Origin of the sequence: Tepidiforma bonchosmolovskayae (genome assembly GCF_008838325.1) — a bacterium.
Lineage (GTDB): Bacteria > Chloroflexota > Dehalococcoidia > Tepidiformales > Tepidiformaceae > Tepidiforma > Tepidiforma bonchosmolovskayae.
The window spans coordinates 616,462-635,918 of sequence record NZ_CP042829.1 but is presented as its reverse complement, the minus strand read 5'-3'; the positions used below and the strand labels follow the sequence as shown (position 1 = coordinate 635,918).

Sequence of the window (19,457 nt, the reverse complement as noted above, 5' to 3'; positions counted from 1 at the left end):
CCTTCACGAACGAACGACCGGCCCGCCGTTTCAGGCCCTCCGGCCGTCTCCATTTCGCGCCCGCGGGTCGACCATACTCCCGCGATACGTCGCAAGGAGGCCACAGTCCCATGTCGGAACCCCTCGCCAGCGACACCGAACTCACCCAGGTGTCTACCCGCCTCGACCGGCGCCGCTTCCTCCGCAAGGCCGGCATTGTTGGCGCTGCCCTGCCGGTCGCAGCCGGCGCCATCGCCAGCGCCTGCTACGAAGACCCGACCGGCCAGAAGGCCGAGCCGACCGGCGTCCAGCCCGGCAACGTCAAACCAGGCCCCACCCCGGCCTCCGGCGGCGCGCCTGCAGCCCAGGAGAAATGGCGCAAAATCGACGCCGACCACAAGCAGGGCGTCGTCGACTTCCTCCGCAACCAGAAGAGCCCCATTACCAGGGGTCGCGGCAACATCCCGCTCGAGCCCCGCATCGAAAACGGCGTCAAGGTCTGGGACATCACCGTCGACGAGGTCGATTGGGAGGTCGCTCCCGGCCAGGTCGAAAAAGCCCGCGGCTACAACGGCATGATCCCCGGCCCGATCCTCCGCGGCAGAGTCGGCGACCGCGTCCGCATCAACGTCAAGAACAACCTCACCGAAAGCACCGCCGTCCACTGGCACGGCATCCACGTGCCCTACACCATGGATGGCGTCCCCTTCGTCACCCAGGACCCGATCGAGCCCGGCCAAACATTCACCTACGAATTCACGCTCAAGAACGCCGGCTCCCACATGTACCACTCCCACCACGACTCCGCCGACCAGGTCAACCGCGGCCTCCTCGGCGCCTTCATCGTCGACCCCGCCGACCCCAACGACTACCCGAAGTACGACCGCGAATACATCCTCATCCTTAACGACTCCCTCCTCGGCTACACCCTCAACGGCAAGAGCTTCCCGGCGACCGATGCCCTCGTCGCAAAGAAAGGCGAACGGATCCTCGTCCGCTGGATGAACGAGGGCATGATGTATCACCCGATGCACCTCCATGGCCTCGCCATGGAAGTCTTCGCCATCGACGGCTACAAGCTCCCCAACCCGTATAAGTGCGACACCATCGACGTGCCGCCCGGCAACCGCTACGACACCATCATCGACTGCTTCGAACCTGGCCTCTGGGCCTTCCACTGCCACGTCCTCAGCCACGCTGAAAGCGCCGCCGGCTTCTTCGGCCTCGTCACGGTCCTCGTCGTCGAAGACGAGAACTTCAAAGTCGCCGATATCCTCAAGACCGTCGCCCTGCCGGTTACCGAACCCTCGCCCGACCTTCGCGTCAGCCTCTCCACGAACCGGCAGAACATCCCCGATACCGAAAAGGGCGTCTTCACCCTCTGGTGTGAACAGAACGCCTGACCCGCTCCCTGGCCGTCCTCCCTCCCCGGCGGAAGGGGCGCCCCCGGCGCCCCTTCCGCGCTTCTCCGGCACCCCGCCCCTACAATAGGGTCACACCCACCACCTCCTGGAGTCGCCGTGGCCATCGCCATCCGCCTCACCAGGGCGCAGCTCGACCAGATGATCGCTCACGCCCTCGAAGATGCCCCCATCGAAGCCTGCGGCCTCATCGCCGCCCGCGACGGCGTCGTGACCGAAATCCGCCGCGCCCGCAACGCCGAAAACAGCCCCTACCGCTTCTCCATCGACCCTCTCGAAACCCGCCGCCACGAAGAAGCGATCGATGCCGCCGGCGCAGAGCTCGCCGGCTTCTACCACTCCCACACCGGTTCGCCCCCCATCCCCAGCCCCACCGACATCCGCATGATGGGCCCCTTCTTCGGCCCGCCCTTCGTCCACTTCGTCATCGGCGTCGCCGACCGCGCCAACCCGGAGGTCCGCGCCTGGTATATCCAGGACGGCCAGCCGGTCGAGCAGGAGTTCGAAATCCTCCCCGGATGACCAGCACCCGGCCCGTCTCCTGGCCCCTCGCACGCGCCTACCGCGCACCCTCCACCGTCATCCGCGGCCGCGAATTCCGCTGGGGCGCCCGCACGTACGTCATGGGTATCATCAACGTCACCCCCGACTCCTTCAGCGGCGATGGCGTCAATGCCGACCCCGGGGCTGCCGCCGCGCTCGCCTGCCGCTTCGAGGCCGAGGGCGCCGACATCCTCGATATCGGCGCCGAATCCTCCCGCCCCGGCGCGCAGGAACTCGACCCCGCCGAAGAGCTCCGCCGCCTCCTCCCCTGCCTCCGCGCCGTGCGCGCCGCCACCGGGCTCCCTATCTCCGTCGATACCTACCACGCCTCCGTCGCCGAAGCCGCCCTCGAGGCCGGCGCCGACGCCGTCAACGACATCTGGGGCCTCCGCCGCGACCCCGACATGGCCGCCGTTGCCGCCCGCGCCGGCTGCCCCGTCATCGCCATGCATAATCAGCGCGGGCGCACCTTCCACGACGTCGTCGGCGACATCGCCGCCGGCTTCGAGGCCACCCTGGCCATCGCATCCGGCGCGGGCATCCCCCCGGAGCGCATCATCCTCGACCCCGGCTTCGGCTTCGGCTGGACCCCCGAGCAGAACCTCGAAATGCTCCGCCGCCTGCCCGAACTCTGGCGCTTCGACCTCCCCCTCCTCGTCGGCACCTCCCGCAAGTCCACCATCGGCCTCGTCCTCGATGCGCCCGTCGACCAGCGGCTCGAAGGCACCGCCGCCACCGTCGCCTTCAGCATCGCCGCCGGCGCCGATATCGTCCGCGTCCACGACGTCGCCGCCATGGTACGCGTCGCCCGCATGACCGACGCCATCGCCCGCGCCGGCTGGCGCCAGCCGCCCGCCCTATGACCCGCGTCGCCATCGCCCTCGGGTCCAACCTCGGCGACCGCCTCGGTAACCTCCGCGCCGCCATCGCCGCCCTCGAAGCCGCCGGCATCGCCGTGGTCCGCCGCTCCTTCGCCTGGGAAACGCCTCCGGTCCCTGCCGACCAGCCCCCCTTCCTCAACGCCGCCGTCCTCGCCGAGACCGACCTCCCGCCCGCCGCTCTCCTCGCCGAACTGAAGGCGATCGAACACGCGCTCGGCCGCCGCCCTGCCCGCCGATGGGGCCCGCGCCCCATCGACCTCGACATCCTCTTCTACGGCGAACTCCGGCTCGAGGCCCCCGAACTCACCATCCCCCATCCCCGCATCGCCGAGCGCGCCTTCGTCCTCGCGCCCCTTGCCGAAATCCTCGAAGGCCCGCTGCCCGTCCTTGGCGCCTCCGCGCTCGACCTGCTCGAGCGGACCGGGCTCCAGGGAGCGCGCCGCCTCTGTGCCCTCTAACGAACCCGGGGCTCAGCCCTCGAGCTCGCCCGGCTCCCACGGCGCGATGACCAGCCGTTCGAACCCGCGCACCTCCAGCGTCCCGCCCCGTGCAGCCTCGACCACCCGCGGCACGCCGAACCGCCGGACCAGCTCCTCGAGCGCAATCGCCAGCTCCGCGCGCGCCAGCGGCGCACCCAGGCAGTAGTGCATCCCGACGCCGAAGCTCAGGTGCCGCGGCCCCGTCCGCCGCGGGTCGAACCGGTCCGGGTCCGCGAACCGCTCGGGGTCCCGGTTCGCTGCACCGATCATCACCAGCAGCCGCTGCCCGGCGCGGACACGCCGGCCGCCCACCACCGCGTCCCTCCGCGCGAACCGCGGCACCGAGTGTGTCGGGCTGTCCCACCGGAGCGTCTCCTCGATTACAGCTGCCGCGCCAAGGCTGCCGGCGGCCAGCGCCGCCGCGACATCCGGGTGCATCGCCAGCGCCGCGACCGCGTGCCCGAGCGCCATCGCGGTCGGCCCGTTCCCGGCCAACCCAATGTGCACCAGCAGCATCACCGCCTCCGCCGCCGAGAGCTCCCCCGCATCCAGCGCCCGCGCCAGCTCGCCCGCAAGGGTCGAACCGCCGCCCGCCCCGGGCGGTGCCGCCTCGTCCAGCGTTTCCAGGATGTATCCAGCCGCAGCCTCCGCCGCGCGGGGGGCCGCCGGGTCTGACAGCCCATCCACCCGCGCCCGCATCACCGCCAGCGCCGCCGCGTGAAACCCCTCCCGGCGCGCGGGCGGCAGCCCGAAATGCTGGAGCACAGTCATCGTCGCCAGCGGGCGCGCCAGCCCGTCCATCAGCTCGAACGGCCTGCCTCGCTCCGCCCGCTCCAGGAGCTCCCCCACGAGCTCGCGGATTCCGTGCTCCCGCGCCGCGATCGCCCGCGCCCCGAACGCCCGGTTCACCACAGCGCGAAGCCGGGCATGGTCTGGGCCGTCGGTATGCCCGAGGATCGGCGCATCTCCGAGCGGCATCGCCGCCCGGTGCGCCGCCACCCGCTCGCCGGCCTGCCCCGCCCCGTCGGCCGGGTCCGCCGAAAACGTCTCCGCATCGAGGAGCACCTGCTCGCACTCCGCGTACCGCGTCAGCACCCACGCCCCGAGATTCGCGCTCCAGTGCACCGGCTCCGTTCGCCGCAGCCGCTCGAGCTCCGGGTACGGGTTCTCGCCATAGCCCGGCCGGTCCGGTCGGAAGAACACCACCCGGCCAGTGTAGTCAGCCGCAATAATTGATCAAGCATGAACAGTGGACCAGTACGGCCCGCGGCGGGCGGCCCGAGTCGCTTCCCCGAAGCCGCCCGCCCGGCCGGCAGGCGGTCCACGGCCCGCGCCGAGGCCCGCGCGAGCCCGTCCCGCCGCCACCCCTGGAGTGACGTTCCCTCCAAATCCATGTACGCCGCCGCCCGAATCAGGGATTCCCGTATCCCCCCGCCGCGAGGAACCGCCTACCGTGACATCGGTGGAAACGCGGAGTCGCCCGCCCGGCACCCTCGAACCCAACGCCGCCCTCGGCCGCTTCCTGCGCCCGGCCTACCTTCTGCCTGCGGCGGTCGTCATCGCTGCCCTCCTCCTCGCCGTCGCCGTGCAGCCCTCCCCGCAGCATTCGAACGCCACCGGCAGCGTCCGGGTCGAGTCCATCGCGGCCAGCCCGACCCCGCGGGCCGCAGCAACCCGTACACCAGCCTCGCCCACCCGCGAAGAGCCCTCCCCGTCGCCGTCGCCCCCGGCCTCGCCAGAAGAAGCCGTCGCTGGCGCGCGCTCTACCCCCTCAGCCACCCCCACAATCGACCCCTCGCTGCTCCAGCAGCCCACCCAGTGCGGCACCCTCCGCGAAACCGCCGTCGCCCTCTCGGTCGAACAGGCCATCAGCGGCATCTCTGTCAGGGCAACCCGCGCCGCCGTCTACCCGATCGAGTACTTCTCCTGCATCCTCGTCGCTGCCGGCGGCAGTGAATCGCTCCAGCTCGCCAGCGCCATCCGCAAGCAGGAGACCGCCGGCATGACCCACGTCGTCCTCGTCGACCTCTGGGTCGCCAACGGTTCCAAACTCTTCGGCCAGCTCAACCTCCGCACCGCGACCCTTGCCGCCGCCGGCCAGTCCTTCGGGGCTGTCGCCACCCTCGGCGCCCGCTCCGAACTCGTGATCGCCTCAGGACAGGGCCGGAATGTCACCATCGTCGCCGCCGTCCGCAACACCGTCGGCGAGTCCGTCGGCCCCATAACCCTCGTCATCGATGCGCCCCTCGCCGCCGGCACCCCCGTCGCCGGCAAGTACCAGCTCTTCCTCCCCACCCCCTGAGCCGCCGCTTTCCCGCAACCGGCGGCGGCCCCATCCTTCCCACCATGGCTACCTACGACGACATCTCCATCGGCGATTCCGCGTCCTTCTCGAAAACGATCTCCGAATCCGACGTCTACCTCTTCGCAGGCATTACCGGCGACCTCAACCCGGCGCACGTCGACGCCGTCAGCGCCGCCCGCGGCATGTTCAGGCAGCGCATCGCACACGGCATGCTCACCGGCTCCTTCATCTCGACCGTCCTCGCCATGCAGCTCCCGGGCCCGGGCTCCATCTACGTCAGCCAGACCCTCAACTTCCGGGCGCCCGTCTTCTTCGGCGATACCCTCACGGCCCGCGTCGAAGCCATCGAAAAGCTCGAACAGCGCCGCTGGGTAAAGTTCAAGACAACCGTCACCAACCAGGACGGCAAGACGGTCGTCGAGGGCGAAGCCGTCGTTATCCCGCCCTCGGCCTGAACTCCTCTGCCTCGGCCGCTCCCGGCGCTGCCTGCGCCGCCGCCGGCCGCACAGCCCCCTCCCGCCCGCGCTCCCGGAACCGGCCCGCGAACCACCGGTGCGCCTCCTCCTCGGTCATCACCACCGCCGCCCGGTTGCGCAGTCCTGCGTACCGCAGGATCCGCCGCACCACCGGCTCCTGCGCCGGGCCCGCCACCACCGCCAGCCGCATCGGGCCGTCCATCCGGCTGGCAACCACGGCTCCCAGCACGAGCCACTGCCCCGGGCCCCGCTCCACGCCCCGCACATCGACGAGCAGGTCCGTAATCGCCCCGGCATCCGCCAGCGCGAACCCCTGCGAGGCCAGGCGCAGCGCCTCCGCCGTCGAGAGCCGCCCGCTCGCCTCAGCGTGCAGCCGGCCCTCCGGCGTCACCCGGATCGTGTACATGCGCGCAGCATGCCATAAACCGTCCGGCCCTGCGCTCAGGAGATTCCCGCATGCGCCGCAGCGCTATCCCGCAGCCTCGAACCGCCGCGCCGGCGGCTCCCCGCTGCGGCGCACCTCGATGGCCGCCGCGCCGCCGACCGCCTCCTGCAGCCGTTCACGCACCCGCCCGATACACGCCGGCGGCACCACGGGCACGACCGCGATGCCACCCTCCGCCGCCCCCACTGTGTCGTAGCCCCGGCAGAACCGCCGGACCAGCCACGCCAGCTCCCACCCGTCGCCGCCCGGCACCGGCATCCACAGCCACGGCCGGTCGCCCCCTGTCGGGTCTGCCGCCGGGAGGAGGGTGGCAGGGTCCCACGCGCCGCCCGCCTGGCCCCGCGCCAGCCGCGCCAGCGCCGCGGTCAGCTGCTGCGGCGTTGCCGGGACCGTCACCCAGCCCGCCGCGCCAAGCTCCAGCGCCCCCGCGACGTCCGCGCGGCAGCCGTGTGCCGCCAGCACCACCATCCTCCGCACCGCCGGCCCGAGCGACGCTGCCAGTGCCCGCGCCTGCCCCGAGGGGGTCGCTTCCACCAGCACCGCATCGGCCTCGCCCGGCGCCTCGCACGGCTCCAGCCCCATCGTCTCCGTCGCCGCAGCGAGCACCGCCGTCGCCCCGGCGTCGCGCACCCGCGCCCAGGTCCGCATCCCCCGCAGCCGCGGGTGCGGCCACGCGCCGTACGCCCCATCGAGGTACCGCTCGCCCATCCCCCGCACGGTCCGCCCCGAGCGGGCCAGCCCCAGCAGCCACCGCGCACAGGCGGTGCACAGGAACAGCTCCCCACGCACAGCCGGTCCGCTCGCCCACCGCACCGCGTACGCCCGCTCTGCCGGTGACTCGCAGCAGGCCGCACACTGGTCATCGAAGACCAGGTGGCGGCCGTTCGCCCCCGGCTGGCCGAACAGGCGGCTCTCGCCTCCGCCGCGCGCATCCACCACGAGGCCCGCCAGCCACCGGGCACACCCCTCGCACACCTCCACCCGCTCCCCCCGGTCCGGCCCGGCCGCCAGCCACCGCCGGTAGCGCCGCAGCGGACGCCAGGCCAGCTCCCAGCCGGCGCTCCCCTGCTCGCAGCAGCGGCACCAGTCCATCTCCACCATCATCGGCCGGCGCCGGGAGCGGGCTCAGCCCACCGAGATCTCGGCCGCGACCGCGAAATGGTCGCTCGGGTAGAGCGTCGGGTCCCAGGGCGCCGGCGTCGTTCCGTGGAGCCATGCCCGGGTCGCGGCCGCCCGCCCGCGCAGCCAGATGTAGTCGAGGCAGGCCGGGTCCCCGTCCATGTCCATCCCCTCCGCCACGATCCCCGAAGGCCACGTCACCGCCGGCTCCGCCCCGTGCACCTCCCGGTACGCTGAACGGAAGCCGCCCGCCTCCATCGCCCGGTAGGCCGGCTCCCCCGGCGGCGCATTGAAATCGCCGACGAAAACCTCCGCATCGGCCTGCGGCGCCGCGCCCAGCCACGCAAGCAGCCGCTCCGCCTGGGCTTCGCGCTCAGCCCGCGCATCCGGCGGGTGGTGCAGGTGGGTGTTCCCGAACCACAGCGCCAGACCGCCCGGCAGCGCCACCAGCACCCGCTGCGCCGTCCGCCCGAAGCCGAGGTCCGCGACCTCGTGGACCAGCACCTCGCCGCAGGCTGCGAGGATTGCGTTCCCGAACCCGGGAAACCGCGGGCTCTCCGCGGCAAACTGCCGCGGGTGCCCGCCCAGTTCGGCCGCCAGCGCGTCGTCCTGGCGCTCGGTCCCGAACGCCACCTCCTGCAGACCGCACAGCTCCGGCGCAAGCTCGCGGAACGCCGCCAGCAGCAGCGGCTTCCGCTCCGTCCACCGGTCCGCGATGTTCCGAAGGTTCCACGTCGCCACCCGCAGACGAACCACCATCACCGCGCCCCGGCCGCTTCCAGCGCCGCCACGATCCGCTCGCCCATCTCCGGCGGCGGGTCCATCTCAAACGTCATGATCGCCACGCCCTGCACCGCCGGCGAGTCGACCAGCCGCGCAACCGTCTCCCGGAAGTACGCCCACGCCCCCGGCGTGTCGCCGGCCGCCAGGATGTCCCGCAGCCGGCCCGGCAGCTCCAGTCCCAGCCGCTGCGCGATCCGCTCCCCGGCCTCGGCCGTCAGCAGCGGCATCGCCATCGCCACCGCAGCGATGCCGTCCGCCTCCGCCCGGACCGCCGCCAGCTCCGCCTCGAGTGCCGCGACATCGAAGGTCGGCTGGGTCTGCACGTAGCTCGCGCCCGCCGCCAGCTTCGGCAGCAGGTTCCGCCGCGCCCGCTCGGGGTCACGGGCGTACTGGTTCAGCGTCGCACCGACGGTCACGCCCGGCATCGCCGCCCGCACCAGCCGGACCGCCTCGCGCACCGTCACCCACGCCCCGCCCTCCCCGGGGGCCTGGTCGCCCGCCACGCACAGCACCTGCTCGATGCCCCCGGCCCGGGCAGCCTCCGCCGCCCGGGTCACGTCGGCCGCCGTCATCCCCCGCGCCGCGAGGTGCCACACCGGGTCAATCCCGGCAGCCCGAAGCTCGAGCGATGCCGCGAGGCTCGATTGCCGGTCCGGCCGCTGGATGACGTTCACCGCGTCCGCCGCATCGCCGAGCAGCCGCGCCCGCCGCAGGAGCACCTTCGGCAGGTGCCGCTGCGGCGGCGTAATCTCCAGCGCCACGGCGAACCGGCCCGCCGCCAGCCGTTCCAGGAACCGCATGCCCAGAGGTTCCGATCCTCCGCCCGGAGCGTCCAGCCCGGCTCAGCCGAAGCTGCCGCGCGCGCCCCGGAGCCGCGGGTCCAGCAGGTCGCGCAGCGCATCGCCCAGCATGTTGAAGCTGAACACCGCCAGCGCAATGAACAGCCCCGGCCACACCAGCTGGTCCGGCCGGATGCTCGCGATCTGCTGCGAAATCTGCAGCATCTGCCCCCACGTCGGCTGGTCCGGGTCCACCACCCCGAAGCCGAGAAAGCTCAGCGCCGCCTCCGCCAGGATGATCGACCCAATCCCGATCGTCGCCTGCACCATCAGCGGCCCGAAGATGTTCGGGATCACGTGGCGGACCATGATCCGCGCATCCGTCGCCCCCAGCACCCGCGCCGCCCCCAGGAACTGCGCCGACCGCACCGAAATCACCGCCGAGCGGATCACCCGCGACCCCGAGAACCCGCCCAGCAGCCCCAAAAGCACAATCAGCTTCCCGAACGTGGCCCCGCCCAGCATCGTCGTTGCCGCCAGCAGCACGACCAGCACCGGCAGCGCCATCACCGCATCGACCAGCCGCTGCAGCACCGCATCGTACCGCCCGCCGAAGTACCCCGAGGTCACCCCGATCAGCAGCGCCAGCGCCGTCGAAATGACCACGGCCCCGACGCCCACATAGAAGGCGTTCCGCGCCCCGTACACAATCCGGCTGTAGTTGTCCCGGCCGAGCTGGTCGGTCCCGAACGGGTTCGAAAGCTTACCCGGTACGTTCCGGTCGCCGAATGTCGCCGATTTCTCCACCACCGTCGGGCACAGGAACGTGTCCCGCGGTCCGAGGCAGTACTTCTGCAGCCGGACTCCCGCGCGCGTGTCGGCAGGCTGGTGCGTTGCGAACGCCCCCGGGAACGCCGCCAGCACCGCCAGCAGCAGGATGATGATGAGCGAGATGAACCCGAGCGGCTTCGTCCGCATCAGCGTGCGGAAAAAGCCGACCGTCCTCCCGAATGTCCCGGGAGCAGGCCGGCTCAGCGGCTCCGCAATAACCACCTGGGCAGCAGCATCAGCCATGCGTCACCTCACCCCCGCGCCCGCGGGTCGAGCAGCGAATACGAAATGTCGACAATCAGGTTGATCAGCACCACCGCAATGGCGAAGAGCAGCGTAATCCCCTGCACCAGCGGGTAGTCCCGCTCGTACACCCCCCGGATGAGCAGCCGGCCGACCCCGTTCATCGTGAACAGCGTCTCGAAGATCACCGTGCCGCCCACCAGCGTCGCCATCGTCAGGCCGATCACGGTGATGACGGGCAGCAGGACGTTCTTCAGCGCATGCCGTGTAATCACCACCCGCTCGCGCAGCCCCTTCGCCCACGCCGTACGGATATAGTCCTGCCGCAGGACGTCGAGCATCATCGTCCGCGTGTACCGCATCACCGATGCCGCTGTCGCCAGCGACAGGATCAGCCCCGCCAGCGCGAACTGCTGGAAGTTCTTCACCGGGTCCTCCCACGGCGCTGCGTACTGCGTCGGCGGGATCCACCTGAACTGGATCGCGAGGAACGCGAGCACGAACGTCGCAACCACGAAGCCCGGCACCGAGAGCCCGAGAATCGAGAATCCCCGCAGCAGGTAGTCGAGCCACGAGTCCTGCCGGATCGCAGAAACCACCCCGATCGGTACCCCGATCACCACGGCGAAAAACACCGCTACGAGCGCCAGCTCGAGCGTGACGCCGACCTTCGGCATCACTTCCGAAAGCACCGGCCGATAGCTGTACATCGAGGTGCCCCAGTCGCCCCGGAGCAGGTTCCCCAGCCACTTCACGTACTCCGTGGCAATGTTGTTGTTCAGCCCGAGCTCCTCTTTCAGCTGCTCCGCTGCCTCCGGCGTGTACCCCTCGCCCAACCGCGCCGCCACTGCCGCGTCCGGGTCCAGCCGCAGAATCCCGAAGATGAGGAACGACACAATCAGCAGCGTCGGGATCGAAAGAACCAGCCGCCGCACGATGATCTTCTGCATCCCGAATCCCCCAAAGAGGGCCCCGGGGAGTCATACCCCGGGGCCCCGGACTCTACCGGACCGTACCCCCGGCGGTTACGCCTTGATCCACACGTCCTCGGCGTCGTCGTACCCGGCAAGGAATGGCGTCGCCACAGCGTTCCTCACCTTCTTGTTGTAGACCGTGAACAGCACGCGTGAGCCGATCCACACCGGCCCCGGCGCCGTCGCCAGCTTCCGCTGGATCTCGAACACGATCTGCTTCCGCTTCTCGTAGTCGAACTCGGCGGACTGCTGGTCCAGCAGCTTGTCGATCTCCGGGTCCGCAAACTTCCCGTAATTGCGCGACCCCTTCGCCGGGTCGCTGTGGTGGTAGATCAGCAGCTGCGCATCCGGGTACGGCCCCGAGAGGAAGAGCGTCCCCGCGAGGTTGTACTCGCCTGCGACCTGCCGGCGCAGCATCGTCGCGAAGTCCGTCCCGACGTTGTCGATCGTCAGCCGGATGCCCACCTCCCGCAGGTTCGAGACGATCACGTCCGTCACCTGGTTCGCATTGAACGCCGTCGCCGTCATGATCGTCTCCTCAAACCCGTCCGGGTAGCCGGCCGCGGCCAGCAGCGCCTTCGCCTCCTTGATCTCGTCGGCGCGCTTGCCGAAGCCGGGCAGCTTCGCCAGCTCCGCGTCCGGGAGCACCCACCCCGCGGCAGCCGGCGTCATCGCGCCACCCGCGATCCCGCCGCCCGCGTAGACGTTGTCGTACACCTGCTTCCGGTCCACCGCACGCCAGAGCGCCTGGCGCACCCGCAGGTCCTTGTACCGCTCCTTCGTGTGGTTGATCAGCAGGCACTCCCGTGTCGGGTTCGGCGCCCGCGTGATGTAGAAGTTCGGGTCGTTCTCGAACTGCCGGGCAAGGTCCGCCGGCAGACCCACCGAGTCCGCCTGGTTCGCCCGGATCGCGTTCACCAGCGCCTGGTTGTCCGTCTGGTTGACGACCTCCGCGCCGTCCAGCCAGGCCGTGTTCGGCTTCCAGTAGCCGTCTGCCCGCTTCTTGACCGCAATCCGCTGGCCCGCCTCGAACGCCGCAATCTCGTACGGCCCCGAACCGACCACATCCTCCGGCTTTGTGATCGCATCATCCCCGCGGGCCGCGATCTCCTTCGGGATCACCAGATCGTACTGGTCCGCCATCGCGTTCAGGAGGTCGGCCTTCGGCGCCTTCAGCTTGAACCGCACCGTCGTCGCGTCGATCGCCTCGATCGAATCCACGACCGCGTAGTTGCCCGACCGCGGCGACTTCGCCCCGAGCGCCTTAATCCGCTCGAACGACGCCTTCACGTCCTCGGCCGTCACCTGCCGGCCGTTCACGGGCGGCTTGTTCTGCCATTTCGCCTCCGGCCGCAGCTTGAAAATCAGGGTCGTGCCGCCGTCCGCGATCTCTGGCTGCGCCGCCGCCAGGTCCGGCTCCGGCAGGAACGGCGCCACCTTCTGGAAGCGCATCAGGAAGTTCCCGCACCAGTGCCAGAGGAACGACGACTCCCATGGCGTGTTCGTCCGGTGGATGTCGATGACCGACCCGATCGGCCCGCCCAGCAGCTTCAGCGTCCCCCCCGCAACCGGCTTCTCCGATGTGTCCTGCGTCGGCGCCACCGGGGTCAGCTGCGTGCCACCCCCGTTCCCGCCCTTCTCCCCATCGTCGTCGCCGCCGCAGCCGGCGATCGCCATCGTCGCCAACCCGAGCGTCGCCGCCGAACCGCCCGCGATGACGCTGCGCCGGTTCACACGCCGCCGGCGCCAGTAGTTGTCCCAGTAGGAGCTCATGGACCTTGTCCCCTCGTACAGATTTTTGGGGCCCGCGCTGGTAATTCAGGGGCTCGCCTATACTGCCGATAGGCGCTCCCCCGGTCAACCGGGCACGGGCCTTCACCCGTTCAGTACGCCGCAGCCCCTACCCGCGGATGACACTCTCCCCCAGGATCGCCTCACGCGCCTCCGCCACCACGTACAGCGAGCCCGTGATGCACACCAGGTCGTCCGGGTTCGCGTGTGCCAGCGCCGTATCCAGCCCCGCCGCCACCGTCTCCTCTGCCACCGCCGCGGGCCCGAGGAAGCCGATCTGCTGAATCATCTCATACGGGTCCATCGCCCGCGGGTTCCGGAACCCGACGCAGACAATCAGCTCCGCCAGCCGCGCCAGCTCGAACCCCATCGCCCGCAGGTCCTTATCCCGCGTCACCCCGATGACCAGGAAGCACCGCTTCCACGTGAAGTACTCGCGCAGCGCCCGGGCCAGCGCGCCTGCGCTCTCGCCGTTATGCGCCCCGTCGGCCACAATGAGCGGCTTCTGCCCCATCACCTCCAGCCGCCCCGGCACCCGAACCCGTGCAATCCCCTCCGCGATCGCCCGGTCGTCGAGTTCGAACCCGCGCGCCCGGATCGCGTCTGCAACCGCCACGGCCGTCATCGCATTCTCCGCCTGGTGCCGCCCGAGCATCGGCGTCCGCAGCTCCAGCATCTCCCCGCCTGGCCGCCGCACCGCCAGCCGCTGCCCCCACGGGTGGATCTCCGTCACCTCGACGTCGTACAGCGACCCCGCGTCCACCAGCTCCGCGCCCACCTCCGCGCACCGCTGGCGGATGACATCGAGCACCGCCGGGTCCCGCTGCCTGGCCACCACCGCCGTCGTCCCCCGCTTGATAATCCCCGACTTATCCCGCGCAATTTCGACCGTCGTGCTCCCCAGGATCTGCGTGTGCTCCAGTGAAATCGGCGTGATCACCGCCACGTCCGTCGCCTCGAACACGTTCGTTGCGTCGAACGTCCCGCCCAGCCCGACCTCCACCACCTGCCAGTCCACGGGGGGCAGCTGCGCCCGCACCAGCCAGAAGAACAGCGCCGTCAGGACCCCAAACGTCGAAACGTCCCCGTGGACGCTCTCCCGCTCCGCCTCCACCGCCGGCTGGATCGCCGAAAGTCCCGCCGCGAATTCCTCCGGGCTCACCGGCTCCCCGCCGATCGCGATCCGCTCGGTGAACGAATGCAGGTGCGGGCTCGTGTACAGCGCGGTCGAATATCCCGCCTCCCGCAGGACCCCGGCAATCATGGCTGAGGTCGTGCCCTTTCCTTTCGAGCCGGTGATGTGCACTGTCGGCCGCCCGAGGTGCGGGTCGTTCAGCCGTGAGAGGAGCGACCGCATCGACGCCACGCTCATCGTCGGGTTCGCCGACGCCTGGTATCCCCGCTCCATGTCGCTCAGCGAGAGCAGGTACGCGATCGCCTCCGGGTACTCCATCCCCCGATTCTAGCTCGCGGCCGTCACTCCGCCTCGTCGGACCCAAAGTCGACGATGTGGCGCGCCGCCTCGAATCCCCGCATCAAGATCAGCCGCCGCGGCCGGATGCGGAACAGGATGCCCCGGTCCGTGAACACCGCCGCCATCTTGTTCTTCGCCTCCAGCTCCTGCAGCAGCGGCGTGTACGCCTTCGACTCCCGCGCCACCTCTTCCGCCCGCCCCTCGATGACCACCCGGTTGAACGCCGTCCAGTCCGAGCGGATCACCTCCCGGTTGTCGATAAGGAACGACACCTCCGGCGTCGCCCGGATGTTCCGCGTGTGCTGCGGCCGCGTGCCGCTCCCGAACAGCACCTCCCCGTTCGGCCGCAGGTGAAACAGCACGAACGTGACGTACGGCGTCCCGTCCTCAGCATGCGTGGTCGCAAGTGTCCCGCCCAACTGGTCCAGCCCCAGCCGGTACGCCTGCTCCAGGATCTCCTCGCGGCTCAGCTGCTCACTCACGGGCCCCGATTCTACGGCCGCCCCGCCGTCGCCGCACCGTCGTTGAACCGAACCGCCAGCCCGCCGTACGGTTGTCTCCAGTGAACCCTTCGCAACCCGGGCGCCGGGTCGTCCTCCAAACCCCCTCTCCCGATCGCCAGGGGCGGACCGGCTGCATCGCCGCCGGCGCCGTCATCGGCGTCCTCGTCGGCCTGATGGTCGGCCTCTACGCGCTCCCGCCCATCCTCAAGAGCATCTACGGCGAAAAGAAGGTCGCAGCCGGCGAGCTCTTCGAAGGCGACGGCCGCATCATCGCCGTCGAGGCCGTCGGCATCGCCTCCGAGCCGCTTGGCGAACCCTCCCCCGGCATGCAGCGCGCCGATGTCGCCCTCCGCCTCCGCATCACGAACAACAAAACCTGGGACGCCACCCTCGCCGACTGGACCCTCGAAGTCGCCGGCATCGAGAACTGGATCCCCGCGGCCTCCGCGACCACCGATGGCCAGCCCGGCTTCGCTCCTCCGCTGGGCCAAACCTCCACCGTCGAGCTCCGCTTCGTCGTCGAACGCCCCGCCGGCGAAACCGCACCGCTCCGCCTCGAGGCGCTCCACCTCGCCAATCCCCGCGTCCGCTTCGCCCTCGAATGACCGAACTCCCCTGCAGCTATCCCGGCTCCCTCCCCCATCTCCTCCGTCCCGGCCTGCGCCTCGTCTTCATCGGCTACAACCCGGCCATCTACTCCGCCCGGGCAGGCCACTACTACGCCCGCCCCGGCAACCGCTTCTGGGTCCACCTTTCCGAGTCCGGCATCGCCGGCCGCCCGGTTCGCCCCGAAGACGACCGCCTCCTCCCCGACGAGGCCGGCATCGGCTTCACCGACCTCTGCTGCCGCCCGACCGTCCGCGCCGAGCACCTCACCGCCGAGGAGGTCCGCGCCGGGGCCCTCCGCCTGCATGGCGAACTCCTCCAGTTCCAGCCCGCCATCGCCTGCTTCAGCGGCCGCGGCATCTACCAGCACTTCGCCCGCCACGCCCTTGGCATCTCGGCCGCCGAGCTCGCCCGCCGGCCGTACGGCGAGCAGCCCGAGCGCATCGGCCGCACCATCCCCTGGGTCATCCCGAGTTCGAGCGGCCTCGCCTCCCGCTGGCACGCCCTCCGCCTCGAGTGGCTCCACCGGCTGCGCGACGCCCTCCCGCCGCTCGACCCGCCCTCCCGCCCCACTTCCCCCTTGGAAGCGCCCGCTTCACCCTAAAACCCATGCAGCTCGGCATCATCGGCCTCGCCCGCTCCGGCAAGACCACCGTCTTCAACGCCGTCACCCGCGGCTCCGCCCAGGTCGGCGCCTACTCCTCCTCCAGCCAGCCCAACATCGGCGTCGTCAACGTCCCCGACGAGCGCGTCGACGCCCTCGCCCGGCTCTATAAGCCGAAGAAGGTCACCTATGCGACTATCCAGTACGTCGACTTCCCGGCCGCCGGCGAGTCCTTCGGCAAAGGCGAGGGTCCGGCGGGGAAGTTCATCAACGACCTCGCCCGCATGGACGCCTTCATCCATGTCGTCCGCGCCTTCCGCGACGACTCGGTCCCCCATCCCGAGGGCTCGGTCGACCCCGACCGCGACATCCAAACCATGGACCTCGAACTCGCCTTCGCCGACCTCGCCATCATCGAGCGCCGCCTCCAGCGCCTCGAAACGGAAATCCGCTCCATGAAGGCCGGCGAACGCGAACGCCCGCTCCGCCTCAAGGCCCTCCTCGAACGGCTCAAAGCCGGCCTCGAAAACGACATCCCCATCCGCGCCCAGGAGCTCTCCGACGACGACCGCCAGCTCCTCGAAGGCACCCAGTTCCTCACCGCAAAGCCGCTCCTCCTGCTCATCAACATCGGGGAGGAGGACCTCCCGCGCCGCGCTGAACTCGAAGCCGCCTACCGCGCGAAGTACGCCGGCCCCGGCCGCGATGTCGCCGTCATGGCGGGCAAGTTCGAAATGGACCTCAACGAACTCTCCGAGGAGGAAGCCGCCGAGTTCCGCGCCGCCGCCGGCGTCACTGAAAGCGGCATGGCCAGCGCCATCCGCGCCAGCTACCGCCTCCTCGGCCTTATCTCCTTCCTCACCGCCGGCCCCGATGAGTGCCGCGCCTGGACCATCCCTGCCGGCGCTACCGCCCCCGAGGCTGCCGGCAAAATCCACAGCGACCTCCAGCGCGGTTTCATCCGCGCCGAAGTCGTCCGCTGCGAAGACCTCCTCGCCGCCGGCAGCGAGGCCGAGGCGAAAAAACGCGGCCTCCTCCGCACCGAAGGCAAGCAGTACGTCGTCCAGGACGGCGACGTCCTGCACATCCTCTTCAACGTCTGAAGCCGCCCCCCAGCCGGCCGGCCTGCGCTACATCCCCGCCGCCTTCGGCGACATCTCCCGCATCGCCTGCAGCACCCGCTCCCGCCGCACCGCCGGGTCCGGCTCGAACGAAATGAACTGCAGGAACGCCGTGTCGACCCCGGCCTCCAGGTAGCGCTGCACGTGCGCATTCCGCTCCTCGGCCGTGCCCGCAACGAACAGGTCCTGCACCACCACGTCCGGCACCGCCGCCAGCGCGGCCTTCCGGTCGCCGCTGTCCCACGCCGTCCACATCGCCGAGAGGAGCGGCTCCCGCCCCAGCCAGCGGTGGAACTCCTTGTACACCGGCACGTTCAGGTAGGCGTTCAGGTGCCGCCGCTGCAGCATCGCTACCTCCGGCGTCAGCGGGTCGATGCACACCATCAGCCGCGCCGTGATCTCCACGTCGTCCGGGTTCCGCCCCGCCGCCTTCGCCGCCTCGCGAACCACCGCGACGCTCTTCTTCACGTCCTCCGCCGAAAGCCAGTTGATGATCGCACCATCGCCCACTTCCCCCGCCACCCGAAGCATCCCCTCGCGCAGCGCCGCGATGTGGATCGGAATCGGTTCGCTCGGCGGCTTCGCCATCCGGAACCCGTCGACCCGGAACGTCTCCCCCTCGAACACCACCCGCTCGCCCGCAAAGGCCTTCCGCAGGAAGAGCGCCATCTCCCGCACCCGCGTCGCCGGCTTCCGGAACTTCCCGCCGTTCCACAGCTCCACAATCGGCTGCGACCCCGAGCCGATGCCCAGGTTGAACCGCCCCGGCGCCACCTCCGCCACCCCGGCCGCGGTCTCCGCCAGCGTCGCCGGCCCCCGCGTGTAGACGTTCGCAATCGCCGTCCCCAGCCGGAGGTTCGTGTGCAGCCCGATGACCGCCAGCGGCGTGAATGCATCGATCGCGTCCACTTCGTACGACCATGCGTCGGTGTACCCCAGGCGTTCCGCCTCCTGGCACACCTCCGGGTGCTCCCGGAGCGACACCCCGTCCAGCGGGACCGAGAGTGAAAGGCGCTTCCTTGCCATCTAGTTCGACTCCCCCATCAGTCGATGCATCCGGTCGATCAGGACCGGCACATACCACTCGAAATCAGCAGCTCCCGGGTTCGAGGCGGTCCGCTCGAGGTAGTGCATGTACAGCCCCTCGAGGATGATCGCCATCTTGTATACCGCCAGGACGCTGTAGAAGCCGAAGTGCTTCATCGAGCGCCCGCTCTTCGCCTCGTACCGCGCAGCCATCTCCTCCCGGCCCGGGAAGCCTTCCAGCTCCGTCAGCGTCGACCGGTTGTTCAGCTGCCGCGTCCCCGGCGGGTCGCCCTGGTCGCCCCACGTCGAAAGGAGCCAGCCGAGGTCCGCCAGCGGGTCGCCGATCGTCGCCATCTCCCAGTCGAGGATCCCCAGCAGCCGCGGCTCATCCGCCGCAAAGATCACGTTGTCCAGCTTGTAGTCGCCGTGCACCACCGAGACATCGGCCTCGGCCGGGATCCGCGCCCGCAGCCACGCCGTCGCCTCGTCCAGCCCGGGCAGCTCCCTCGTCCGCGGCCGGGTCAGCTCCCACTGCTTCGCCCACCGCTCCACCTGCCGCGGCAGGTACGTCTCGCCCTTTCCCGTGAGCCCCGCGGCCTGCCAGTCCACCGCATGCAGCTCCACCAGCGCGTCCACCAGCTCCTCCGCCACCTTCCGCCGCCCCTCCGGCGTGTCGTACGCCGCCGGCACCTCCGACCGGATCACCACCCCCTCCAGCCGCTCCATGAGGTAGAACGGCGCCCCGACGACCGATGGGTCCTCGCACACCGCCACCGGCCGCGGCACCCGCGCCCGCCCGTACAGCGCCGCGATGTACCGGTACTCCCGGATGACGTCGTGCGCCGTCGGCAGTAGTGGCCCCCGCGGCGGCCGCCGCATCACCCACTGCTGCTCGCCCCGGGTGACATAAAAGGTCTCGTTCGAAAACCCCGCCACATGCTTCTCGACGGTGATCGGCCCCGGCTCGCCCGGCACATGCTCGTTCACGAACCGTTCCAGCGCTGCGAGGTCGACCAGTTCGCCCGGGGGCGTCTCGGCCATCGCGTTCCCTCCGCATCCTCGGAATGCCCCCGG

General features: G+C 70.6%; 21 protein-coding genes. 9 read left to right on the top strand and 12 right to left on the bottom strand.

Annotated features, from left to right (window positions below; translation table 11 throughout):
• Window positions 1-110: 110 nt before the first annotated feature.
• From Tbon_RS03255 to folK, 4 genes are all read left to right on the top strand, one after another.
• Window positions 111-1,382 carry a multicopper oxidase family protein gene (locus Tbon_RS03255; protein ID WP_158066281.1) on the top strand — a complete coding sequence of 424 codons (1,272 nt, stop codon included), beginning with the start codon at window positions 111-113 and terminating at the stop codon, window positions 1,380-1,382.
• A gap of 117 nt (window positions 1,383-1,499) precedes the next feature.
• Window positions 1,500-1,922 (top strand): M67 family metallopeptidase, encoded by a 423-nt coding sequence (locus tag Tbon_RS03250; RefSeq protein WP_158066280.1) that lies wholly within the window; start codon window positions 1,500-1,502, stop codon window positions 1,920-1,922.
• Complete coding sequence (gene folP, locus Tbon_RS03245; protein ID WP_158066279.1) at window positions 1,919-2,806, top strand: dihydropteroate synthase; 888 nt, start codon at window positions 1,919-1,921, stop codon at window positions 2,804-2,806. Before Tbon_RS03250 ends, folP begins: the two co-directional genes overlap by 4 nt.
• Window positions 2,803-3,282, top strand: coding sequence for a 2-amino-4-hydroxy-6-hydroxymethyldihydropteridine diphosphokinase (gene folK, locus Tbon_RS03240; protein WP_158066278.1), 480 nt, complete (start codon window positions 2,803-2,805; stop codon window positions 3,280-3,282). Before folP ends, folK begins: the two co-directional genes overlap by 4 nt.
• Window positions 3,283-3,294: 12 nt before the next feature.
• Here the strand turns inward: folK and Tbon_RS03235 are convergent, their stop codons facing one another.
• Window positions 3,295-4,506, bottom strand: coding sequence for a cytochrome P450 (locus Tbon_RS03235; RefSeq protein WP_158066277.1), 1,212 nt, complete (start codon window positions 4,504-4,506; stop codon window positions 3,295-3,297).
• A 259-nt stretch (window positions 4,507-4,765) separates the two neighbouring features.
• Here Tbon_RS03235 and Tbon_RS03230 point away from each other — a divergent pair, with 259 nt between their 5' ends.
• Both Tbon_RS03230 and Tbon_RS03225 read left to right on the top strand, forming a co-directional pair.
• Window positions 4,766-5,605, top strand: a complete 840-nt coding sequence (locus tag Tbon_RS03230) for a hypothetical protein (protein WP_158066276.1) — start codon at window positions 4,766-4,768, stop codon at window positions 5,603-5,605.
• Between the two features lie 44 nt (window positions 5,606-5,649).
• Window positions 5,650-6,063, top strand: coding sequence for a MaoC family dehydratase (locus Tbon_RS03225; protein WP_158066275.1), 414 nt, complete (start codon window positions 5,650-5,652; stop codon window positions 6,061-6,063).
• Here Tbon_RS03225 and Tbon_RS03220 read toward each other — a convergent pair.
• The 9 genes from Tbon_RS03220 to Tbon_RS03180 form a co-directional block, all read right to left on the bottom strand.
• Window positions 6,044-6,490, bottom strand: coding sequence for a hypothetical protein (locus Tbon_RS03220; protein WP_158066274.1), 447 nt, complete (start codon window positions 6,488-6,490; stop codon window positions 6,044-6,046). The genes Tbon_RS03225 and Tbon_RS03220 overlap by 20 nt on opposite strands.
• Before the next feature lie 63 nt (window positions 6,491-6,553).
• Entirely contained in the window at window positions 6,554-7,621 is a 1,068-nt protein-coding gene (locus Tbon_RS03215) for a response regulator transcription factor (RefSeq protein ID WP_158066273.1), read from the bottom strand.
• Between the two features lie 33 nt (window positions 7,622-7,654).
• Window positions 7,655-8,407, bottom strand: coding sequence for an endonuclease/exonuclease/phosphatase family protein (locus tag Tbon_RS03210; RefSeq protein ID WP_158066272.1), 753 nt, complete (start codon window positions 8,405-8,407; stop codon window positions 7,655-7,657).
• On the bottom strand, window positions 8,407-9,231 hold the full coding sequence (locus Tbon_RS03205) for a methylenetetrahydrofolate reductase (protein WP_158066271.1): 825 nt from the start codon (window positions 9,229-9,231) through the stop codon (window positions 8,407-8,409). The genes Tbon_RS03210 and Tbon_RS03205 overlap by 1 nt, the downstream gene beginning before the upstream one ends.
• 42 nt (window positions 9,232-9,273) lie before the next feature.
• On the bottom strand, window positions 9,274-10,284 hold the full coding sequence (locus tag Tbon_RS03200; RefSeq protein WP_158066270.1) for an ABC transporter permease: 1,011 nt from the start codon (window positions 10,282-10,284) through the stop codon (window positions 9,274-9,276).
• Between the two features lie 8 nt (window positions 10,285-10,292).
• A complete protein-coding gene (locus tag Tbon_RS03195; protein ID WP_158066269.1) occupies window positions 10,293-11,234 on the bottom strand; it encodes an ABC transporter permease in 942 nt (313 codons plus the stop codon).
• 75 nt (window positions 11,235-11,309) lie between these two features.
• Complete coding sequence (locus Tbon_RS03190; RefSeq protein ID WP_158066268.1) at window positions 11,310-13,031, bottom strand: ABC transporter substrate-binding protein; 1,722 nt, start codon at window positions 13,029-13,031, stop codon at window positions 11,310-11,312.
• Window positions 13,032-13,158: 127 nt separating this feature from the next.
• Window positions 13,159-14,502, bottom strand: a complete 1,344-nt coding sequence (locus Tbon_RS03185; protein WP_158066267.1) for a bifunctional folylpolyglutamate synthase/dihydrofolate synthase — start codon at window positions 14,500-14,502, stop codon at window positions 13,159-13,161.
• A gap of 23 nt (window positions 14,503-14,525) precedes the next feature.
• Window positions 14,526-15,005, bottom strand: coding sequence for a pyridoxamine 5'-phosphate oxidase family protein (locus Tbon_RS03180; protein WP_192498108.1), 480 nt, complete (start codon window positions 15,003-15,005; stop codon window positions 14,526-14,528).
• Between the two features lie 80 nt (window positions 15,006-15,085).
• Here Tbon_RS03180 and Tbon_RS03175 point away from each other — a divergent pair, with 80 nt between their 5' ends.
• Genes Tbon_RS03175 through ychF form a run of 3 tightly spaced genes read left to right on the top strand, consistent with a single transcriptional unit; the run spans window position 15,086 to window position 17,339 of the window.
• Entirely contained in the window at window positions 15,086-15,631 is a 546-nt protein-coding gene (locus Tbon_RS03175; protein WP_158066265.1) for a hypothetical protein, read from the top strand.
• The gene (locus tag Tbon_RS03170; protein WP_158066264.1) at window positions 15,628-16,236 is read left to right on the top strand and encodes a mismatch-specific DNA-glycosylase; all 609 of its coding nucleotides are present in this window, start codon (window positions 15,628-15,630) and stop codon (window positions 16,234-16,236) included. The genes Tbon_RS03175 and Tbon_RS03170 overlap by 4 nt, the downstream gene beginning before the upstream one ends.
• Before the next feature lie 5 nt (window positions 16,237-16,241).
• Window positions 16,242-17,339 (top strand): redox-regulated ATPase YchF, encoded by a 1,098-nt coding sequence (gene ychF / locus Tbon_RS03165; protein WP_158066263.1) that lies wholly within the window; start codon window positions 16,242-16,244, stop codon window positions 17,337-17,339.
• Between the two features lie 27 nt (window positions 17,340-17,366).
• Here the strand turns inward: ychF and Tbon_RS03160 are convergent, their stop codons facing one another.
• Both Tbon_RS03160 and Tbon_RS03155 read right to left on the bottom strand, forming a co-directional pair.
• Entirely contained in the window at window positions 17,367-18,383 is a 1,017-nt protein-coding gene (locus Tbon_RS03160) for an LLM class F420-dependent oxidoreductase (RefSeq protein WP_158066262.1), read from the bottom strand.
• Complete coding sequence (locus tag Tbon_RS03155) at window positions 18,384-19,424, bottom strand: phosphotransferase family protein (protein WP_158066261.1); 1,041 nt, start codon at window positions 19,422-19,424, stop codon at window positions 18,384-18,386. It lies immediately after the preceding gene.
• Between the last annotated feature and the right edge of the window lie 33 nt (window positions 19,425-19,457).